At 72.6% G+C, this 17,402-nt stretch carries 14 protein-coding genes and 1 tRNA gene; 8 read left to right on the top strand and 7 right to left on the bottom strand.

Annotated features, from left to right (window positions below; all coding sequences use genetic code 11):
• The first annotated feature begins 9 nt into the window (after window positions 1–9).
• Window positions 10–984: a LysR family transcriptional regulator gene (locus tag B0I33_RS18710; RefSeq protein WP_106180081.1), complete on the top strand. Its 975-nt coding sequence runs from the start codon at window positions 10–12 to the stop codon at window positions 982–984.
• Here the strand turns inward: B0I33_RS18710 and B0I33_RS18705 are convergent.
• Window positions 953–1,774 carry an alpha/beta hydrolase family protein gene (locus tag B0I33_RS18705; RefSeq protein WP_106180080.1) on the bottom strand — a complete coding sequence of 274 codons (822 nt, stop codon included), beginning with the start codon at window positions 1,772–1,774 and terminating at the stop codon, window positions 953–955. The genes B0I33_RS18710 and B0I33_RS18705 overlap by 32 nt on opposite strands.
• Window positions 1,775–1,963: 189 nt before the next feature.
• Window positions 1,964–2,581 (bottom strand): ANTAR domain-containing response regulator, encoded by a 618-nt coding sequence (locus B0I33_RS18700; protein ID WP_106180079.1) that lies wholly within the window; start codon window positions 2,579–2,581, stop codon window positions 1,964–1,966.
• 194 nt (window positions 2,582–2,775) lie between these two features.
• Between B0I33_RS18700 and B0I33_RS18695 the strand changes: the two genes are divergently transcribed.
• A tRNA-Leu gene (locus B0I33_RS18695) sits at window positions 2,776–2,849 on the top strand.
• Between the two features lie 503 nt (window positions 2,850–3,352).
• Here the strand turns inward: B0I33_RS18695 and B0I33_RS18690 are convergent.
• The gene (locus tag B0I33_RS18690) at window positions 3,353–4,297 is read right to left on the bottom strand and encodes an alpha/beta fold hydrolase (protein WP_106180078.1); all 945 of its coding nucleotides are present in this window, start codon (window positions 4,295–4,297) and stop codon (window positions 3,353–3,355) included.
• A gap of 428 nt (window positions 4,298–4,725) precedes the next feature.
• Between B0I33_RS18690 and B0I33_RS30015 the strand changes: the two genes are divergently transcribed.
• On the top strand, window positions 4,726–4,914 hold the full coding sequence (locus B0I33_RS30015; protein WP_181193356.1) for a hypothetical protein: 189 nt from the start codon (window positions 4,726–4,728) through the stop codon (window positions 4,912–4,914).
• A 661-nt stretch (window positions 4,915–5,575) separates the two neighbouring features.
• Here the strand turns inward: B0I33_RS30015 and B0I33_RS18680 are convergent.
• On the bottom strand, window positions 5,576–6,142 hold the full coding sequence (locus tag B0I33_RS18680; protein WP_106180077.1) for a dihydrofolate reductase family protein: 567 nt from the start codon (window positions 6,140–6,142) through the stop codon (window positions 5,576–5,578).
• Window positions 6,143–6,307: 165 nt separating this feature from the next.
• Here B0I33_RS18680 and B0I33_RS18675 point away from each other — a divergent pair, with 165 nt between their 5' ends.
• Window positions 6,308–7,462: an epoxide hydrolase family protein gene (locus B0I33_RS18675; RefSeq protein WP_106180076.1), complete on the top strand. Its 1,155-nt coding sequence runs from the start codon at window positions 6,308–6,310 to the stop codon at window positions 7,460–7,462.
• 248 nt (window positions 7,463–7,710) lie between these two features.
• Here the strand turns inward: B0I33_RS18675 and B0I33_RS18670 are convergent, their stop codons facing one another.
• Window positions 7,711–8,133, bottom strand: a complete 423-nt coding sequence (locus B0I33_RS18670; protein WP_106180075.1) for a VOC family protein — start codon at window positions 8,131–8,133, stop codon at window positions 7,711–7,713.
• A gap of 95 nt (window positions 8,134–8,228) precedes the next feature.
• On the opposite strand from B0I33_RS18670, the gene B0I33_RS18665 reads away from it, so the two are divergent.
• From B0I33_RS18665 to B0I33_RS29710, 4 genes are all read left to right on the top strand, one after another.
• On the top strand, window positions 8,229–9,242 hold the full coding sequence (locus B0I33_RS18665; protein ID WP_181193355.1) for a helix-turn-helix transcriptional regulator: 1,014 nt from the start codon (window positions 8,229–8,231) through the stop codon (window positions 9,240–9,242).
• 362 nt (window positions 9,243–9,604) lie between these two features.
• A complete protein-coding gene (locus tag B0I33_RS18660) occupies window positions 9,605–13,528 on the top strand; it encodes a Pls/PosA family non-ribosomal peptide synthetase (protein ID WP_106180073.1) in 3,924 nt (1,307 codons plus the stop codon).
• Complete coding sequence (locus tag B0I33_RS18655) at window positions 13,528–14,883, top strand: M1 family metallopeptidase (RefSeq protein WP_245900806.1); 1,356 nt, start codon at window positions 13,528–13,530, stop codon at window positions 14,881–14,883. The genes B0I33_RS18660 and B0I33_RS18655 overlap by 1 nt, the downstream gene beginning before the upstream one ends.
• Window positions 14,884–15,024: 141 nt before the next feature.
• On the top strand, window positions 15,025–15,339 hold the full coding sequence (locus B0I33_RS29710) for a TetR/AcrR family transcriptional regulator C-terminal domain-containing protein (protein ID WP_146147526.1): 315 nt from the start codon (window positions 15,025–15,027) through the stop codon (window positions 15,337–15,339).
• On the opposite strand, the gene B0I33_RS18645 is transcribed toward B0I33_RS29710, so the two are convergent.
• Together B0I33_RS18645 and B0I33_RS18640 are read right to left on the bottom strand one after the other, a co-directional pair.
• On the bottom strand, window positions 15,330–16,547 hold the full coding sequence (locus B0I33_RS18645; RefSeq protein ID WP_219927216.1) for an MFS transporter: 1,218 nt from the start codon (window positions 16,545–16,547) through the stop codon (window positions 15,330–15,332). The genes B0I33_RS29710 and B0I33_RS18645 overlap by 10 nt on opposite strands.
• A 397-nt stretch (window positions 16,548–16,944) precedes the next feature.
• The gene (locus B0I33_RS18640; RefSeq protein ID WP_245900804.1) at window positions 16,945–17,349 is read right to left on the bottom strand and encodes a MerR family transcriptional regulator; all 405 of its coding nucleotides are present in this window, start codon (window positions 17,347–17,349) and stop codon (window positions 16,945–16,947) included.
• Window positions 17,350–17,402 lie beyond the last annotated feature (53 nt).

Below are 17,402 nucleotides of genomic sequence, written 5' to 3'. Positions count from 1 at the left end.
CGTGAGCGCGTGGACCTGGACCTGGCGCAGGTACGCGCGTTCACCGTCACCGCCGAGCTGCGGAGCTTCAGCCGCGCGGCCGAGCGGCTGTTCCTGACCCAGCAGGCGCTGTCGAAACGGGTGCGCAGGCTGGAGGACGCCGTCGGGGCGCCGCTGTTCGTCCGCGGGCCGCGCACGATCGAGCTGACCGGCGCGGGCGAGCGCTTCCTGCCGCACGCCAGGGAGCTGATCCGGGCGGCGGACGCGGCCGCTGCCGCACTGGCCACCGGGGACGGGCGGCCGCTGCGGCTCGACGTGCTCGACCACCGGCTGGCACCGACGTCTCTGCTGCGCACGCTCTCCGCGCAGGATCCGGGGCTCACCGTGGAGCGGGACGCGCGCGGTGGGCTGGGCGCCGCGGTGGACGCGCTGCTGCGGGACGAGACGGACCTGGCCTTCGGCCGCGTGCACGACCTCGGGCGGGAGCTGCCGCCGGACGTCGAGCACCGGCTGGTGCGGCTGGAGCCGCTGCTGGCGGTGCTTCCGCCCGAGCATCCGCTCGCGGCGGGCGCGGCGGTGCGGCTCGCGGACCTGCGCGAGGAGGGGCTGTGGCTGCCGTCGACGCGGGGACCAGTGGAGTTCCGGCTGTTCCTGGAGCGGCTCGGGCGGGAGTTCGACGTGCCGCTCGATTTCACCGGAACGAGTTATGGGCTGCGGCACACGCTGGAGCAGGCCCGGTACGGCAGGCACCGGGTGACGTTGTCCGGTGCGGACATGGACCTGCCGAGGGACCTGAACCTGCGGGTGCTGCCGTTCCATCCGGCGCCGCTGTTCCCGTGGTCGGCGGTGTGGCGGCGGGATGACCGGCGGCCCGCCCTCCGCGCGCTCGTCGCCCTGCTCGAGCGGGTGAGCGGCGCGGAGGGCTGGTGCGCGCACGATCCGGACCGGACGTGGCTGCCCGGGGCCGACCGGATCAGCGCAGGTGCCGGAGCAGCCAGGCGCTGACCTCCGCGTCGACCCGCGCCGCCTGCGGTGTCTGCGGCGCCGGTTCGACACCGGGTGGTTCGGCGATGCCGTGGGCCATGTCGTCGACCACGACCTGCTGGGCGCGCCCGCCGAGGCGGTCGCAGAGCAGCCGGGCCGGTTCGCGGAAGGCGACCTCGTCGTCGGCACCGGTGACGACGAGAAGCGGCACGTCCGGCAGTTCCCCGGCCCGCGCGACGAAGTCGAACCGGTCGGCCACCGCGCGGGAGGTGTCCGTCCAGGCGTAGGTCACGCCGTGCTCTCGCTCCCCCGCCGCGACGACCGGAGCCAGCTGGACGACGGGGCTGATGGCGACCGCCGCGCCGACGTCGAGCCCGGCCTCCGCGAGCGCGAGCAGCACGGCGGCACCGCCGGCGGACCCGCCGACCAGGGTGAGCGGAGCGTCCGTGACGGGCAGCTGGGCGCGCAACTCCGTGAGCGCGGCGGGCAGTTCGGCCACGGCCCGCGTGACGACCGGCTCGAACAGCCGGCGCACGTAGTCCTCGGCGGCGAGCGCGAAGATTCGTTCGAAGCCGCCGTCCGGCAGCCTGCTGCCGAACATCGGCAGGCCCAGATGCACGCGCCACGCGGGCACGTCAGCCAGCGGCAGCGCCGCGGCCATGGCCGCCTCGGTGCACGGCGGGTCCATGAAGTGCCAGCTGATCAGCAGTGGCGCCGGGTCACCGGTGTCCCGTGGCGGCAGGGCGACGAACGGCACCCCCGCCGCCGTGCCCTTGATCGCCTCGGTCGCACCCGCCGCGTCTGACTGCATGCTTTCCTCCCGTAGTCCCCAGGGACCGTCCCGGCCCGCTACGAAGAGAAAACCCTGCGGCTCCCCCGACGTCCAACAGCTTTTCGGACCCACCCACAACCGCCGGTTGTGCCGCGAAATGTCAGGAGTGGCTCGTTACTGAGGTTTCTCGCTCGTAACGAGCCAACTCATGACAGCAGAAGGCTGCGGCTACTTCTCGCCGATGCTCTCGATGACCGCCTCGGCGACCGACTTCATCGTGGTCCTGCGGTCCATGGCGGTGCGCTGGATCCAGCGGAAGGCGTCCGGCTCGGTGAGGCCCTGCGCCGTCATGAGCAGGCCCTTCGCGCGGTCGATCAGCTTGCGGGTCTCCAGCCGGTCGTTGAGGCCGGCGACCTCGGACTCGAGCGCCTGCAGCTCGGCGAAGCGGCTGACGGCGAGCTCGATGGCGGGCACGAGGTCGCGCTTGGCGAACGGCTTCACGAGGTACGCCATCGTGCCCGCCTCGCGCGCGCGTTCCACCAGGTCGCGCTGGCTGAAGGCGGTCAGGATGACGACCGGCGCGATCCGGTCCCCGGTGATCTTGGCGGCTGCCTCGATACCGTCGAGCTTGGGCATCTTGACGTCGAGGATCACCAGGTCGGGCTTGAGATCGGTGGCGAGCTTGATCGCCTCTTCCCCGTCGCCGGCCTCGCCGACCACCTGATAACCCTCTTCGCGCAACATCTCGACGAGGTCCAGCCTGATCAGCGCCTCGTCCTCGGCAACGAGCACTCGACGCTGCGGCGCGGTGGCAACACCGTTGGCCTCGGTAGCCGCTTCGGTCACCGGGGTCCTCCTGGGCGATCGACGGGTTGGGGTGGTGCGGCATGCCGCTACCGAGAGGCTACCGGGAATGACGACGACGTAGAGATGGCGTTCACCACGTTCCGTGAGCAGGCCCGCCGCCCGTCCGGAGCTGCGGGGCGGCCGCGGCCCGGATGAGGCAGCGTGATCACGCGCGAGTACAGTGAGTGGTCAGCGCCCCCGTAGCCCAATCGGCAGAGGCAGCGGACTCAAAATCCGTCCAGTGTGCGTTCGAGTCGCACCGGGGGCACCGGCTCTGACCAGCCACAACAATCGATTAAGTGATCAACAAAAGAAGCGCTGTCCATGGCCGTGGGTGCGAGTGCGCCCACGGCTCTTCCTGCGTCTGGGGCCGTCGGCGCCGCTGGGTCGAACAGCGCGGTGATTCACTCCGCGTGGGTCGTCTACGCCGGGGTGACCGGTCGGCTACGGCCACGTGACCATCGACGGCACCCTGCTCGGCACCGAGCGGGTCCGCACCTCCGGGCCACCTCCGTCATGGAGCTCCCAGGACATGTCCCGGCCGCGAGCGTGCCACCACCGCGCTCGCACTCATGCCGAGGTCCTGCCCGCGCTCGCCGTCACCGGCGCGGAGCCGCACGGGAAGCGATCAACGCCGCACTCCGGGCAGCCGGTCCTCGTTGCGGTGGTCTCCCCGGCGAGAGCGCCGTACCGTCCAGCCTCCCTGAAATCCCCGGTGTCGTAGCCGGAGAACACCGCGATCATCGCGAGACCTCAGGGAGGCTCCTGGCACTAGACGGCGCTCTGCTGTTCCAGCCATCGCAGAATCGCTCGGTTCGTTTCTTCCGGCTTTTCGTGCTGGATCCAATGACCGCAATCCAGGCTGACCACTTCCACATGGGGCACGAACGCCGTCAGGTCCTCGGACCTCGCGACCGCGTCCCGGTCGCCGTAGATCATGAGGGCGGGCTGCCGGATGATCGGGTCCACGTCGGCCAGCAAGTGCCAGTTGCGGTCCAGGTTCCGGTACCAGTTTATGGTGCCCGTGAACCCGGACGATTCGAAGGCGGACACGAAAACGGCCAGTTCGCGGTCGCTCATCAACGGATCGCCCAGTGGTGTCTCCGCGTTGGCGAGATTGATCATCACCATTCCTGGCTCCGGCTCCCGGAGTGGCACGTTTTTTCGGTACAGGTTGCGGAGGAACCGGGATGTGTTCTCTTCCAGTACCGCGTCCGCGACGCCCGGCTGCCGGTTGAAGTGGACGAAATAGAAGTCACCGCCGAGCACTTCTTCCATGAACTCGAGCCAGGGCCTTTCTCCGCGCTCCTGGTAAGGCAAGCTCAGATTGATCACCTTGCTGACCCGGTGGGGATGCAACAAGGTCAGCCCCCATACGACCATGGCGCCCCAGTCGTGACCGACAAAGGTGGCATCGTCGTATCCGTAGTGATCGAGAAGCGCGATGAGATCCCCCGACAGGTGTTCGATGTCATAGTCGGTGACTTCACTCGGACGGGACGAGTTGCCGTAACCTCGCTGGTTCGGAACGATGACATGGTGGCCCGCCGCGGCAAGAGCGGGCACCTGATAGCGCCAAGAAAAGGCGTGCTCCGGCCAGCCGTGGCAGAGCACAATGGGTTCTCCAGCATGGTGCCGGCCTGCTTCGAAGACTTCGAGTTCCACACCGTTGACCGAAACACGGGTGGGCTCGGGAAAATCGGCTGGATCGAACATCGCATTGTCTCCTTGTTCTTTCGGGGCGATCAGTCGACCGCCGGAATCGAAGACGGGTGATCGGGCTACCGAACCTGGGAGCCCGCCTGATCGGCTGCTACCACCGTGGGGCACATTGCGGACAAGATCGGTCCTCAAAAGGGGGCGAACCGAGAAAACACGAATGATCCCATCGGCCGCGCACCGCGGACTGACCCGACAAGAACGACCACGCTCTTCAGCGCGTCGTACGGCGCCGAGCGGGCAGACATAAGCCGGGCCCGCCCAAGCCTCAGCCGGGGTTGCGACGCCGAGCGCCTCGCGCAACATGAGCACCTGGCGGCGCAGCAGGCCGGATCGCCGCCCGGGCTGGACCAGGCAGTCCGCGTGCTCGGCCGCGGCGGCCTCCACCGCCGGACGCGGCAGCCCACTCTCGCGTTCTGGCGGCCATGGTGCGCGCGGCCGCCGCCGCGGTGCTGCCGGAGTGCCTGCTGCCGCCACGGTTCGAGGCGGCCGCCGCGGTGCCGCTCCTCCCGTCGGGCACGTTCGACCGGCAGGCGCTCGCCGGGGCGGTCCGGCGAAGGCGGGCCAGTGGGACCGGGCCCGTGAAGACCATCCTGACCTCGGTCACCCGGTAGTTCGCGCGATCGAACGCCGCCGCCATCGGGATGTTCGGCACATCCGTGGTCGCGGTGATCCGCTCGGCGCCCTCGGCGGCGTGCACCCGGGTGATCTCGCCGAGGATGTCGTCCACGTACCCTGCCCGCGCCGTTCCGGCAGCACACCGAGGTAGCCCACGTCGCGGTGGTACGGCGTCGCGGCCGGGATCGCGAACCCGACGGGCTCCCCGTCCGGCGTCGCCGCGACCCGCCACCACGATCGTTCGCCAGGGCACGACAGGGAGAACTCGAGTTCGGCTTGCGCCTGCGCGCCGCCGTCCATCACCTCGAGATCGCGTCGGTGGCGACGTCGACGCTGCCGACCGCGACCCGCCGGAACAGCGCGAGGAACGCTCTCCGCCCGCCCTCACCACCGGGCCCGCGCCACGATCCGGGAAGCCTCCCGCGCGAACCACGTCCACTCAGGACGCATCCGGCCCGTCGCCTCTTCCGGGAATCGACCGCGGTCGATTCCCGCCTGTGGGTGGCGAGGGAGTCGCCGTCGAACGTCGGCGCGCTGCCACGGGAAGCTCAGCCGGGCCTCGCCGTGGATCCCGCCGATCAGGGCGATCACCTCGTCCTCGATGACGCCCTCCTCAGCAGCCCCGCACACCCACCCACCGACTTCCCCGGCAGTTGTCTAGCCGCGTACGGGCTGGTAGCGCAGCAGTACCGCGCCCGAGGCGAAGGTGCGGTTCTCCACCAGCTCCAGCCTCAGCCACGTGGGCAGCGACGGAAAGAACGGCATGCCGCCGCCGATCGCGGCCGGCGTGACCACCACCTGGAACTCGTCCACGAGACCGGCCCTGACCAGGGGCGCGGCGAGCGTGGCGCCACCCACCTCCAGCAGGCCGTCGGTCTCGGCCTTGAGCCTCCGCGCGACCTCGACCACCTCACCCCGCTCCAGCCTGGAGTTCCAGTCGACCGACTCCAGGGTCCGCGAGAAGACCACCTTCGGCATCGCGAGCCACAGCCGGGCGTACTCGGCCTCCACCGGGGGCACGCCGGGTGCCTGGCCCGCGGTCGGCCAGTGGGCCGACATCAGCTCGTACAGCTTCCGCCCGTACAGCGAGAGCGCGATGTCCCTGGTCCGGTCGTTCCAGTACTGATGCAGTTCCTCGTCCGGCACGCTCCAACCGAGGTCGCCGTTCGCGTCGGCGATGTAGCCGTCCACCGAGACGTTCATGCCATAGGTCAGCTTTCCCATGGTGGTGCAGACCGCCGGAGCGCGGCAAACTCATCGCGCCCCCGCGACACCCCGCCACGCGCGATTCCGCTCCACGCCGGACCAGTGGCGTCTGTTCTGCCGGAGGGAGAGTCCGTCCTCAGCCTAGGACCGAATCCGACCTAACCGGTTTCTAGCGTTGTCGGCATGACACACGACAGCGAGATCCGGCCTTTCACCATCGACATTCCCCAGTCCGACCTGGACGACCTCCGGGACCGGCTCACCAGGACCCGGTGGGCCGCGGACCTGCCCGGGGTGGGCTGGAGCCGCGGGGTGCCGGTGAGCTACCTCAAGGGACTGGCCGAGTACTGGCGCGATGGCTACGACTGGCGCGTCCACGAGCGGGAGTTGAACTCCCACCCGCAGTTCACCATCGAGATCGACGGGCAGAACATCCACTTCCTGCACGTGCGCTCGCCCGAGCCGGACGCGCTGCCACTGATCCTGATCCACGGCTGGCCCGGTTCGGTCGTGGAGTTCCTGAACGTCATCGGCCCGCTGACCGACCCCCGGGCGCATGGCGGCGACCCGGCGCAGGCGTTCCACCTGGTGATCCCGTCGAACCCCGGCAGCGGCTTCTCCGGACCCACCCGCGAGGCAGGCTGGGACATCAACCGGACGACCAGGGCGTTCGCCGAGCTGATGGACCGGCTCGGCTACGACCGCTACGGCGCACAGGGCGGCGACACCGGCGCGGTCATCGCCCCAGGGCTCGGCCGCCTCAACCCCGGCAACGTGGTCGGCGTGCACACGAACGGGCTCTCCGCGTTCGCCGAGGTCAGCCCAGACGAGGTGGGCGAGCTGACCACGGTGGAGCGAGCCCGGCTCGCGCACCTGGCGTACCTGAAGACCGAGGGGGCCGGCTACGCGATGATCCAGATCAGCCGGCCGCAGACCCTCGCGCACGGGCTGCACGACTCCCCGGTCGGGCAGTTGGCCTGGATCGTGGAGAAGTTCAAGGAGTGGACCGATCCGGCCGCCGAACTGCCCGAGGACGCGGTGGATCGGGACCAGTTGCTCACCAACGTGATGCTGTACTGGCTGACCGGCACCGCCGGATCCTCGGCCAACAGCTATTACGAGACCGCGCACGCCGGAGCCTGGAGCGCGCGCGAGCGTTCCACCGTGCCCACCGGCGTCGCGGTGTTCCCCCTGGACGTGTCCATCCGCCGCACCCTCGAACTCGAACACACGATCACGCACTGGTCCGAGTTCGACCGTGGCGGCCACTTCGCCGCCATGGAGGCCCCCGACCTGCTCGTCAACGACGTCCGGGAGTTCTTCGGCAAGCTGCGCTGACACCACCGCGGCGCCGATCTCGATCAGGCCGGCGCCGCGGTGCGCGGCACGATGCTGCGACCGCGCGGGTCTCCGGCGCCGGGCCGGTGGACCAGCCACCGCTTCGCTGACTGGGGACGGACGGCCTGGCCACCGTCGCCGCATCGTCCCGATGCCCGCGATGGTCGCGGACGGGTCGGCGGCAGGTGTCCTTGGCCGGGTCGGCCCCGGGTGGGCGGAACGTGCGTTCCGCCCGCCCGGGGCGGGTGTCACCCGTGGTGTTCGCTGACGACGTCGACGACCCAGACGATGCCGAAACGGTCGCGCAGCATCCCGTAGGCGGGCGCCCAGCCCGCCGGGCCCATCGGGACCACGACGGTCGCCCCGGCGGCGAGCTTCTCCCAGTAGCCGGTGACCTCGTCGACGGTCTCGCCGCGCACAGAGACGAAGAAGGCGTTCTGGCCCTGGTCGTAGCCCATCCGTGTCGGCACGTCATAGGCCATGACGTGGAAGCCGTTCTCGGCGAGCACCTGGCCCCACATCACCTGGTCGGCCTCGGACTCCTGCTGGACGTTCCCGGCGTCGGCGTACGTGACGACGGCGAGGTGGCCACCGAAAACGGACTGATAGAACTCCAGCGCCGCGCGCGCGTCACCGCGGAAGTTCAGGTGGGTTGTGGTCGTGATGGACAAGATCGCTCCCTGCGTGGATTCGATGGCGGATGCGAGCCAACGGTCGCAGCGGAAGCGGCCAGGATGTGTCCTCTACCTCGGGCAGAATGAGGAACATGCCGAAAACCTCCGCGCGACTCCTGGCGCTGTTGTCGCTGCTGCAGGCACGCCGGGACTGGCCAGGAACGCTGCTGGCCGAGCGACTGGATGTCAGCCCACGCACCGTGCGCCGCGACATCGACCGCCTGCGCGAGCTCGGCTACCCCATCGTGACCAGCAAAGGCCCGGACGGGGGCTACCGGCTGGGCGCCGGCACGCAACTGCCGCCGCTGTTGTTCGACGACGAGCAGGCCGTCGCCCTGACCGTGGCACTGCGCATCGCCACCACCGCCGGTGCCGGCATCGAGGAGGCCGCGGCGCGGGCGCTGAACACCGTCCGGCAGGTCATGCCCGCACGGCTGCGCCACCGCATCGACACCCTCCAGGTCACCGCCGTCGAACGGTACCCGGCGCCGCGGGTCGACAGTGACGTGTTGATGGCGATCAGCGCCGCCGTGCACGCCCGCGAGGTGCTGCGCTTCGACTACCAGGCGGCGTCCCGGCCGGAAACCGACGACGGCACGCCGATCCCGCCACGCCGGGTGGAACCCCACCACCTCGTCACCAGGGGCGGGCGCTGGTACGTCGTCGCCTGGGACCTCGACCGCGACGACTGGCGCACCTACCGCGCCGACCGGATCACCCCGCGCACCCCCACCGGCCCCCGCTTCACGCCGCGTGAACTGCCCGGAGGGACCGTGGCCACCTTCCTCGCCAGGACGTTCTCCGGCACCACCGGCTCGGACGGCTGGCCCTGCCGCGGGGAGGTCATCCTCGACCTGCCCGCCGCCGAGGTGTCACCGTTCGTCCACGACGGGGTGGTCGAGGAACTCGGCCCGGGCCGCTGCCGGCTCGTCCTGGGCTCGTGGTCGTGGCCCGCCCTGGCCGCCACCATCGGCAGGTTCGATGCCGACATCGAAGTCGTCAGCCCGGCCGAACTCGAAGCCGCTTTCGCCCGCCTGGCCCACCGCTACGCCAGGGCGGCGGCCAGCGGATCCGCCACGCCCCACGCCACCCCGCAAGCCACCTGACCGGCGACGTGCCCGTCGACCCGGGCGGACCAGCAGCGCCGGTTCACCGATCCGCACAACCCTCCTGGGGCGTGCGGATCGGCCCGGGCGTTGACCGCGCGGGGACGTGGTCGCCGCCACCGGGCCGTGGAGGAAGCCAGAGCCTCCCGGGTCCGCCGCCGCGAACACCACCCTGCCGTCGAGCGGCCCCGGCCCGCGGACGGCGCGGCCCGTCCCCGGCGACAGTGAGCGCGCGGAGCGTGCGCCCGCCCTCGTCCGTGTGACCGTGCCGAGACCTGCTGTTCTCCTTCGCGTAAGGTATCCGGTCGCACCGGGTGCCCTCGTGTGGAGAGGGCGGGCCCGACGAGAACCTGTGAGGGTGCGTGACGCTCACCGCCGACCGGAGCCCGGCCGGGCTCCTTCCCACGCCGACCGGCACCGTCGCCGCCCCGCAACGGGCACTGTTCTGGTCCGGGCTCGCGCCGAGTGAGCGGACCCTGCTCGACATCCTCGGCGACACCACCGCCCGCCACCCCGGCGCGGCGGCCCTCGACGACGGCGAGACGGTGCTGACCTACCGCGCGCTCGCCGACCGCATCGAGACGGTCCGGCGGCGGCTGGACGCCGCCGGTGTCGGTGCCGGCGACCGGGTCGGGGTGCGGATCTCGTCCGGCACCGCGGAGCTGTACGTCGCGATCCTGGCCGTGCTGGCCGCCGGGGCCGCGTACGTTCCGGTCGACGCCGACGACCCCGACGAGCGGGCCGCGCTGGTGTTCGGCGAGGCCGGGGTGTGTGCCGTGCTCACCGACGGCGGCACCCTCACCCGCCGCGGCACGCCGGGTGGTGTGCGCGGACGTCCCGCGCCCACCGACGACGCCTGGATCATCTTCACGTCCGGTTCGACCGGGACGCCGAAGGGTGTCGCGGTCAGCCACGCCGCCGCGGCGGCGTTCGTCGACGCCGAGGCCGGGCTGTTCCTCGCCGACGAGCCGATCGGGCCGGGCGACAGGGTCCTGGCCGGGCTCTCCGTCGCGTTCGACGCCTCGTGCGAGGAGATGTGGCTGGCCTGGCGGCACGGCGCGTGCCTCGTCCCGGCGCCGCGCGCGCTGGTCCGCTCCGGCGTCGACCTGGGACCGTGGCTGGTCGAGCGGCGGATCTCGATCGTGTCCACGGTGCCCACGCTGGCCGCGCTGTGGCCGGCCGACGCGCTGCAGGACGTCCGGCTGCTCATCTTCGGCGGTGAGGCCTGCCCGCCCGAGCTGGCCGAGCGGGTCGCGGTGGCGGGCCGCGAGGTGTGGAACACCTACGGCCCGACCGAGACGACCGTGGTCGCCTGCGCCGCGCGGCTGACCGGGCAGGGACCGGTGCGCATCGGGCTCCCGCTGGTCGGCTGGCAGCTCGCCGTGGTCGACGGGCACGGCGAGCCGGTGGCGATGGGCGAGACCGGTGAGCTCGTCATCGGCGGCGCCGGGCTCGCCCGCTACCTCGACGCCGCCAGGGACGCGGAGAAGTTCGCGCCGCTGCCCGCGCTCGGCTGGCCCCGCGCCTACCGCAGCGGCGACCTGGTGCGCGCCGAGGCCGAGGGGCTGGTGTTCGTGGGCCGCGCCGACGAGCAGGTCAAACTGGGCGGACGGCGGATCGAGCTCGGCGAGGTGGACGCCGCGCTGCAGGCGCTACCCGGGGTCGCGGGCGCGGCCGCCGCGGTCCGCACGACCCCGTCCGGCAACCAGATCCTCGTCGGCTACGTCGCCGCGCGTCCGGGCGCCTTCGACGCCGACGTGGCCACCGCGCGGCTGGCCGACCGCCTGCCCGCCGCGCTCGTGCCGCTGCTCGCCGTGGTGGACGACCTGCCGACCCGCACGTCCGGCAAGGTCGACCGCGACGCGCTGCCGTGGCCGCTGCCCGGCCCGGCCGTGCCGGGGCACCGCAAGGCCATGGCGAGGCGACCGCTGTCCGAGACCGAGCGCCTGCTGGCCGGGCTGTGGGCCGACGTCCTTGGCGTCGCGGTGTCCGACCCGCGTGCCGACTTCTTCGCCCACGGCGGGGGCAGCCTCACCGCAGCCCAGCTCGTCGCGCGGATCCGGGAAGACCATCCGGCGATCTCGGTGAGCGACCTGTACCGGCATCCCCGGCTGGGCGCGCTGGCCGCACGGCTGGACGAGGCGGGCGCCGAGCGGACCGAGCGCCGGGACATCGCCCCGGTCCCGCGGCGTACCGGCCTCCTGCAGGCGCTGCTCCTGCTGCCTCTGCTCACCCTGGCCGGGCTGCGCTGGACCACGATCGGCGCCGCGCTGTCCAGTCTCCTCGCCGGTCTCGGTCTTGTCGGCTGGGCCCCGGCGGCCCCGTGGTGGGCACTGGGCGTGGCCTGGGTGGTGCTGTTCAGCCCGCCGGGCCGGATCGCGATCGCGGCCGGGGGCGCCCGGCTGCTCCTGCGGGGCGTGCGGCCCGGAAGCCACCCCCGTGGCGGCCGGGTCCACCTGCGCCTGTGGGCGGCCCAGCAGCTGGCCGACGCCAGCGGCGCGGCGAGCGTGTCCGGCGCGTCGTGGACGACCCGGTACGCGCGGGCACTGGGCGCCAAGGTCGGCAAGGACGTCGACCTGCACGCCCCGCCGCCGGTCACCGGGATGCTCAAGCTGGGCCGGGGCGCGGCGGTGGAGCCGGAGGCCGACCTGTCCGGCTACTGGGTCGACGGCGACCGGGTGCACCTCGGCGAGATCCGCGTCGGCGCCGGGGCGCGCGTCGGGGCGAGGGCCACGCTGCTGCCCGGCGCCCGGATCGGCAAGGGCGCCGAGATCGCCCCCGGCTCGACGGTCGGCGGGACGGTCCCGGCCGGGCAGCGCTGGGCGGGCTCGCCCGCGACCCGGCAGCAGGCGGACGCGCTGAAGTGGCCGTCGAGCCGCCCGCCCCGGTCCCGGCGCTGGGCCGCGGTCTATGGCCTGACCTCGCTGGTGCTCGGCCTGCTGCCGTCGGCCGCGGCGGTGCCCGGGCTGCTGGTGCTGGCCACCGCGATCAGCGGCGCGCCGACGCCCGGCGCGGCACTCGGTGGCGCGCTGCTCGCCGTGCCGGTGGCGACGCTGGCCTTCCTGGTGAGCTACGCGCTGCTCGTCCTGATCGGCGTCCGCGTGCTGAGCCTCGGCATGCGGGAGGGGTACCACCCGGTCCACGGCCGCGCGGCCTGGCAGGTGTGGACGACCGAGCGGCTGATGGACATGGCGCGCGACGACCTGTTCCCGCTCTACGCCAGCCTGTTCACCCCGGTGTGGCTGCGCCTGCTCGGCGCACGGGTCGGGCGGGGCGTCGAGGCGTCCACGGTGCTCGCGCTGCCGAAGATGACCAAGGTCGCCGACGGGGCGTTCCTCGCCGACGACACCATGGTCGCCACCTACCAGCTGGGCCGCGGCTGGCTGCACGTCGCCCCCGCGCGGATCGGTAAGCAGGCCTTCCTCGGCAACTCCGGCATGACCGAGGCCGGGCGGGCCGTCCCGAAGCGGGGGCTGGTCGGGGTGCTCTCCTCGGCTCCGGCCAAGGCGAAGAAGGGCTCGTCGTGGCTGGGCTCGCCGCCGATGCCGCTGCGGCGCGCGGCCGAAGCGGCCGACACCAGCCGCACCTTCGCCCCGCCGCTGCGCCTGAAGCTGGCGCGGGCGGCGGTCGAGCTGTGCCGGGTGGTGCCCGTGATGTGCGGGGTAGTGCTGGCGGTGCTGGTGCTGTTCACGCTGCTGGTCCTGCACCTGTCGCTGGGCCCGTGGGCTGCCGCGCTGCTGTCCGGGGTGGTGCTCGCCGCCGCCGGCCTGCTCGCCTGCGCCGTCACCACCGCCGCGAAGTGGTCGCTCACCGGCCGGTTCCGCGCGGTCGAGCATCCACTGTGGAGCTCGTTCGTCTGGCGGGCCGAACTGGCCGACACGTTCGTCGAGGTACTCGCGGTGCCCTGGCTGGTGGGCCGGACCGGGGGCACGCCGCTGCTCCCCGCGTGGCTGCGCACGATGGGGGCGCGGATCGGCCGCGGGGTCTGGCTGGAGACGTACTGGCTGCCCGAGTCGGACCTGGTGCGCATCGGCGACGGTGCCACCGTCAACCGGGGTTGTGTCGTGCAGACCCACCTGTTCCACGATCGGATCATGAGCATGGACGCGGTCGTCCTCGACGCCGGTGCGACGCTGGGGCCACACGGCATCGTGCTGCCCGGCGCGAGCATCGGCGCCCGCACCACCGTCGGCCCTGGCTCGCTGGTGACGCGAGGGGACGCGGTTCCGGCCGGCTCGAGCTGGCTCGGCAACCCGATCGCGGCCTGGCCCGGAGGGCACCGGTAGTGGCGCGAGCGCAGGGCACCCCGCCCACACCCGGCGCGGAGACCTCGGGCGACTCGTGCCTTCCCGCGCACGGCAACGGCGGCTACCGCGTCCGGCACTACGATCTCGACCTCGACTACCGCGTGGGCCCGAACCGGCTGTCCGGGAGGGCCACGGTCACCGCGGTGGCCACGCAGGCGCTGTCCCGGTTCAGCCTCGACCTCACCGGTTTCCGGGTGAACCGCGTGCTCGTGGACGGCAGGCCGGCCCGGTTCACCCGGCACGGGCACAAGCTGCGCGTGCGGCCGGCCCGCCCGCTGCCGGACGGCGCCGAGTTCGTGGCGGAGGTCCGTTACGTCGGCAACCCCCGCCCGGTCGCCGGGCCGTGGGGCGACATCGGCTGGGACGAGCTGACCGACGGCGCGCTGGTCGCGAGCCAGCCGGTCGGCGCCCCGTCGTGGTTCCCGTGCAACGACCACCCCGCGGACAAGGCGGCCTACCGGATCGCGCTCACCACGGCGTCGCCGTACACCGTGGCGGTGACCGGCCGGCTGACCGAGCGCACCAGGGGCGCCGGCACCACCAGGTGGGTGTTCGAGCGGCCGGAACCGACCGCGACCTACCTGATGAGCGTCCAGATAGGACAGTATGTGGACGTGACGTTGCCCGGTGGGCCGGTGCCCCAGCGGGCCGCCGTGCCGGCGCGCCTGCGGGAGTCGTTCCGGCACGACTTCGGCAGGCAGCGGGCGATGATCGACCTGCTGGGGCGCCTGTTCGGGCCGTACCCGTTCGGCGAGTACCAGGTGGTCGTGACCGACGACGACCTGGACGACCCGGTCGAGGCGCAGGGCATGTCGGTGTTCGGCGCGAACCACGTCGACGGGCGGCGCACCCACGAGCGGCTGGTCGTGCACGAACTCGCCCACCAGTGGTTCGGCAACTGCCTCACCGTCGCCGACTGGCGGCACATCTGGCTGAACGAGGGCTTCGCCACCTACGCCGAGTGGCTGTGGTCGGAGGAGTCCGGCGGCCCGGCCGCGCGGGTGCTGGCACGCGAGTGGCACGGCGTGCTCGCCGGGAAGCCGGCCGACCTCCGGATCGCCGACCCCGGCGCGGCGCACCTGTTCGACGAGCGGGTGTACAAGCGGGGAGCCCTGACGCTGCACGCCCTGCGCGAGCGCATCGGCGACGCCGCGTTCTTCGCGCTGCTGCGGAACTGGGTCGCCGGTCACCGGCACGGGACGGTCACCACCGAACGGTTCACCACCCTCGCCGCCGAGCACGCCGGGGCGGATCTCGGCGAGTTCTTCACGGAGTGGCTCGACGACCCGCGCCTGCCGGAACTGCCCGACCAGGAAGCGCCCGTCGCACGTTAGCTTCAGCGGACCGGTCTCGCCGCGGGCGCGGCACCGAGGGGGTGCCGCCACCGAGCGCGGCGCGCCGCCACCCACGGGTATCGCCGCGGAGGCCACGGTGCCGCCCCGCACGATCTACCACCACCCGGCTTCGCCGAGCACCTGGCCCTGGTCCGCCGCCTCCCCTCCGAGGCGGCGCGGCTCCCGGCCGGAACTCTCGCCCCGTGGCACGAGTCCGGCCCACGGCGGGCCGAGCGCGCGCTCGCGCACCAGTTGCGGCGCCTGGCCGATCGCGGGCTACTGGCACTGGAGGATGCCGGCCGGGCGGCCAACCACTACCGCTGGCTCGTCACCGGTGCGGCCGTCACCCGCGCCCAGTCCTCGGTGCCGCCGCTGGACGACGCCGAACGCGACGACCTGGTCCGTTCCGGCGTGCGCGCGTTCCGCCACGGCTACCTGCCGCCGGATCAGCGGTGAACCCCGGCGGTTCCGCGACCGGGCGGTACCGGCGGAGGGGTGCGGACGAGTACCGCGGCGACGGTGATCAGCACGGGAAACGCGGCGAACGCGAGGAGCGCGGGACGGTAGCTGGTGGCCGCGTCCCGGCCCAGGGCGAGGAACAGCGGCCCGAACGCGGACGCGCCGACCGTCACCGAATGCACGACACCGCGGATCGCGCCGAGGTGCGCCGTGCCGAAACTCCGGGGGAACGCCACGGCCTCCAGCGTGCGGAGCCCGTTGGCGGCCGCTCCGAGTGCGGCACCGTAGAGCACCGCGGTCACGCCCGGGGTCAGCCAGCCGGCACCGACCGTGGCCAGCGCGAGCACGAGCATGGTGAGGACGATGAGCACCCGGTCGGAGAACCGGTCGGCCAGCCAGCCAAGGCCGAATGTCGCGACGAGCCCGGCGACCGTCTGCGGCACGAAGGTCGCCGCGGCCTCGGCGGCCGAGAGCCCGCGCTCCCCCAGTACGGAAAGCTGGTGGAAGTTCAGTCCGGTGGTGACCAGCGCGCAGACTGCCACCCCACCGGCCACGACCCAGAACATGCCGGTGCGCAGCGCCTCGGAAAGGGTCCAGTCCACCACGGGAGCGGCCCGGGAGCGGGAGCCGCCGTCGTCACCGGCCACCGTGGTCCGGGGCGTGGGCCGTCGCGGCAGCAGGAGCAGCGCGGCGGGCAGCACGAGCGCCCACACGGCGAAGCCCTCGGCGATCCACACCGTCCGCCAGCCCCACTCGGTGACTAGCCGCTCCAGGAGCACCGGCGCCAGTGAGATGCCTGCCGCGCCGATCGCCGAGCTCACCCCGACGGCGAACCCGCGCCGCTGATGCACGTAGATCGCCACGGTCGTGGTGGCCACCAGGGTGAGCGCGCCCTGGCCGCCGACGCGGATCCCGACGAACGCGGCGGTCAGCCCGATGGCTTCGCCGGCGATCGTGGCCAGCATCAGGATGGCCCCGAAACACAGCCCGACCGTGGCCATGACCCGGCGCGGCCCGAAGCGATCGATCAGCCTGCCGAGCAGCGGCATCACCACGGCGCCGGTCAGCGTGCCGAGCAGGTACGCCGTGGAGACGACCGAACGCGAGAGCCCGAGGTCACGGATCAGCGGGTCGACGAACACCGATACCGCTGCCGTCTGCCCGGGCGCGGTCAGCGCCATCGCGACCGCCGCCGCCGAGATCACCCGGGGCCGATAGGCCCGCCCGGGGACCTCCGGACGTGTCGGGACCGGGGTGGCGGCGCTGGAAGGCACGATCGAGCCAGTCCTTTCGACGGACGGGGGAACGCGCCGGCCTCGGTGACGGCGGTACGACCGAATCAGCACAGAACTGTTACGTGAGTGTAGTGTTCCGAGGCTTCCCGCGATCAGCGGGTCGTCGGCGACCCGCCGGGCGGCCGCCCTTCCTTGCGCGGCAACCTGCCGAAATCTCCAGTTACGTCACTGTATGCTGCCCGCATCCGGCGGTGGGCCTGCGGCGACGGGACTCGCCCGCCGGCCCGCCGTCTCCCACCGCGGCGATCCGGCAGCCGTCACCCGGCTCGACGGGCCGCGTTCCCGGCACTCTCCCGCGAGAACGGACTCACGCTCGTGCGGTGTTCACTCGCTGCCGGGCGAGCTGTTCGCGCAGCATCTCGGCGAACTCCTCGGCCGAGTGCAGCTTCGCGCGCAGCTCGGTGCACCGCTCCTCCGCGACGTCGGTGAATCCGCGCAACCGTTCACGGTCCTCTTTGCGCAGTCTTCGCCGCGCTCCGGTGCCGGGATCCAGCAGCTCCAGCAGTTCGCGCATCTCGTCGAGCTGGAAACCGAGCGGCTTCATGCGCTTGACCAGCAGCAGGCGTTCCACGTCCGGCTCGGTGTAGAGGCGGAACCCGCCCTGGCTGCGCGCGCTCGGGATGACGAGCCCGACCTCTTCGTAGTAGCGGATCGTGCGCAACGACAGCTCCGTGCGCTCGGCCACCTCGCCGATCTGCATGTGCTCGCCCACGCGGCACCCTCACTTCCTCGACCACCGGCTCCGTCCACCGTACCGGCTCTGTT

Origin of the sequence: Prauserella shujinwangii (assembly GCF_003001955.1) — a bacterium.
GTDB classification, from domain to species: domain Bacteria; phylum Actinomycetota; class Actinomycetes; order Mycobacteriales; family Pseudonocardiaceae; genus Qaidamihabitans; species Qaidamihabitans shujinwangii.
This window is presented reverse-complemented; position numbering and strand designations above follow the sequence as displayed.

Bases quoted from the DNA above. Each gene is read 5' to 3' on its own strand.
- B0I33_RS30015 (WP_181193356.1), top strand. From the start codon at position 4,726: ATGGTGCGCGCGGCCGCCGCCGCGGTGCTGCCGGAGTGCCTGCTGCCG.
- B0I33_RS18675 (WP_106180076.1), top strand. From the start codon at position 6,308: ATGACACACGACAGCGAGATCCGGCCTTTCACCATCGACATTCCCCAG.
- B0I33_RS18705 (WP_106180080.1), bottom strand. From the start codon at position 1,774: ATGCAGTCAGACGCGGCGGGTGCGACCGAGGCGATCAAGGGCACGGCG.
- B0I33_RS18680 (WP_106180077.1), bottom strand. From the start codon at position 6,142: ATGGGAAAGCTGACCTATGGCATGAACGTCTCGGTGGACGGCTACATC.
- B0I33_RS18690 (WP_106180078.1), bottom strand. From the start codon at position 4,297: ATGTTCGATCCAGCCGATTTTCCCGAGCCCACCCGTGTTTCGGTCAAC.
- B0I33_RS18665 (WP_181193355.1), top strand. From the start codon at position 8,229: ATGCCGAAAACCTCCGCGCGACTCCTGGCGCTGTTGTCGCTGCTGCAG.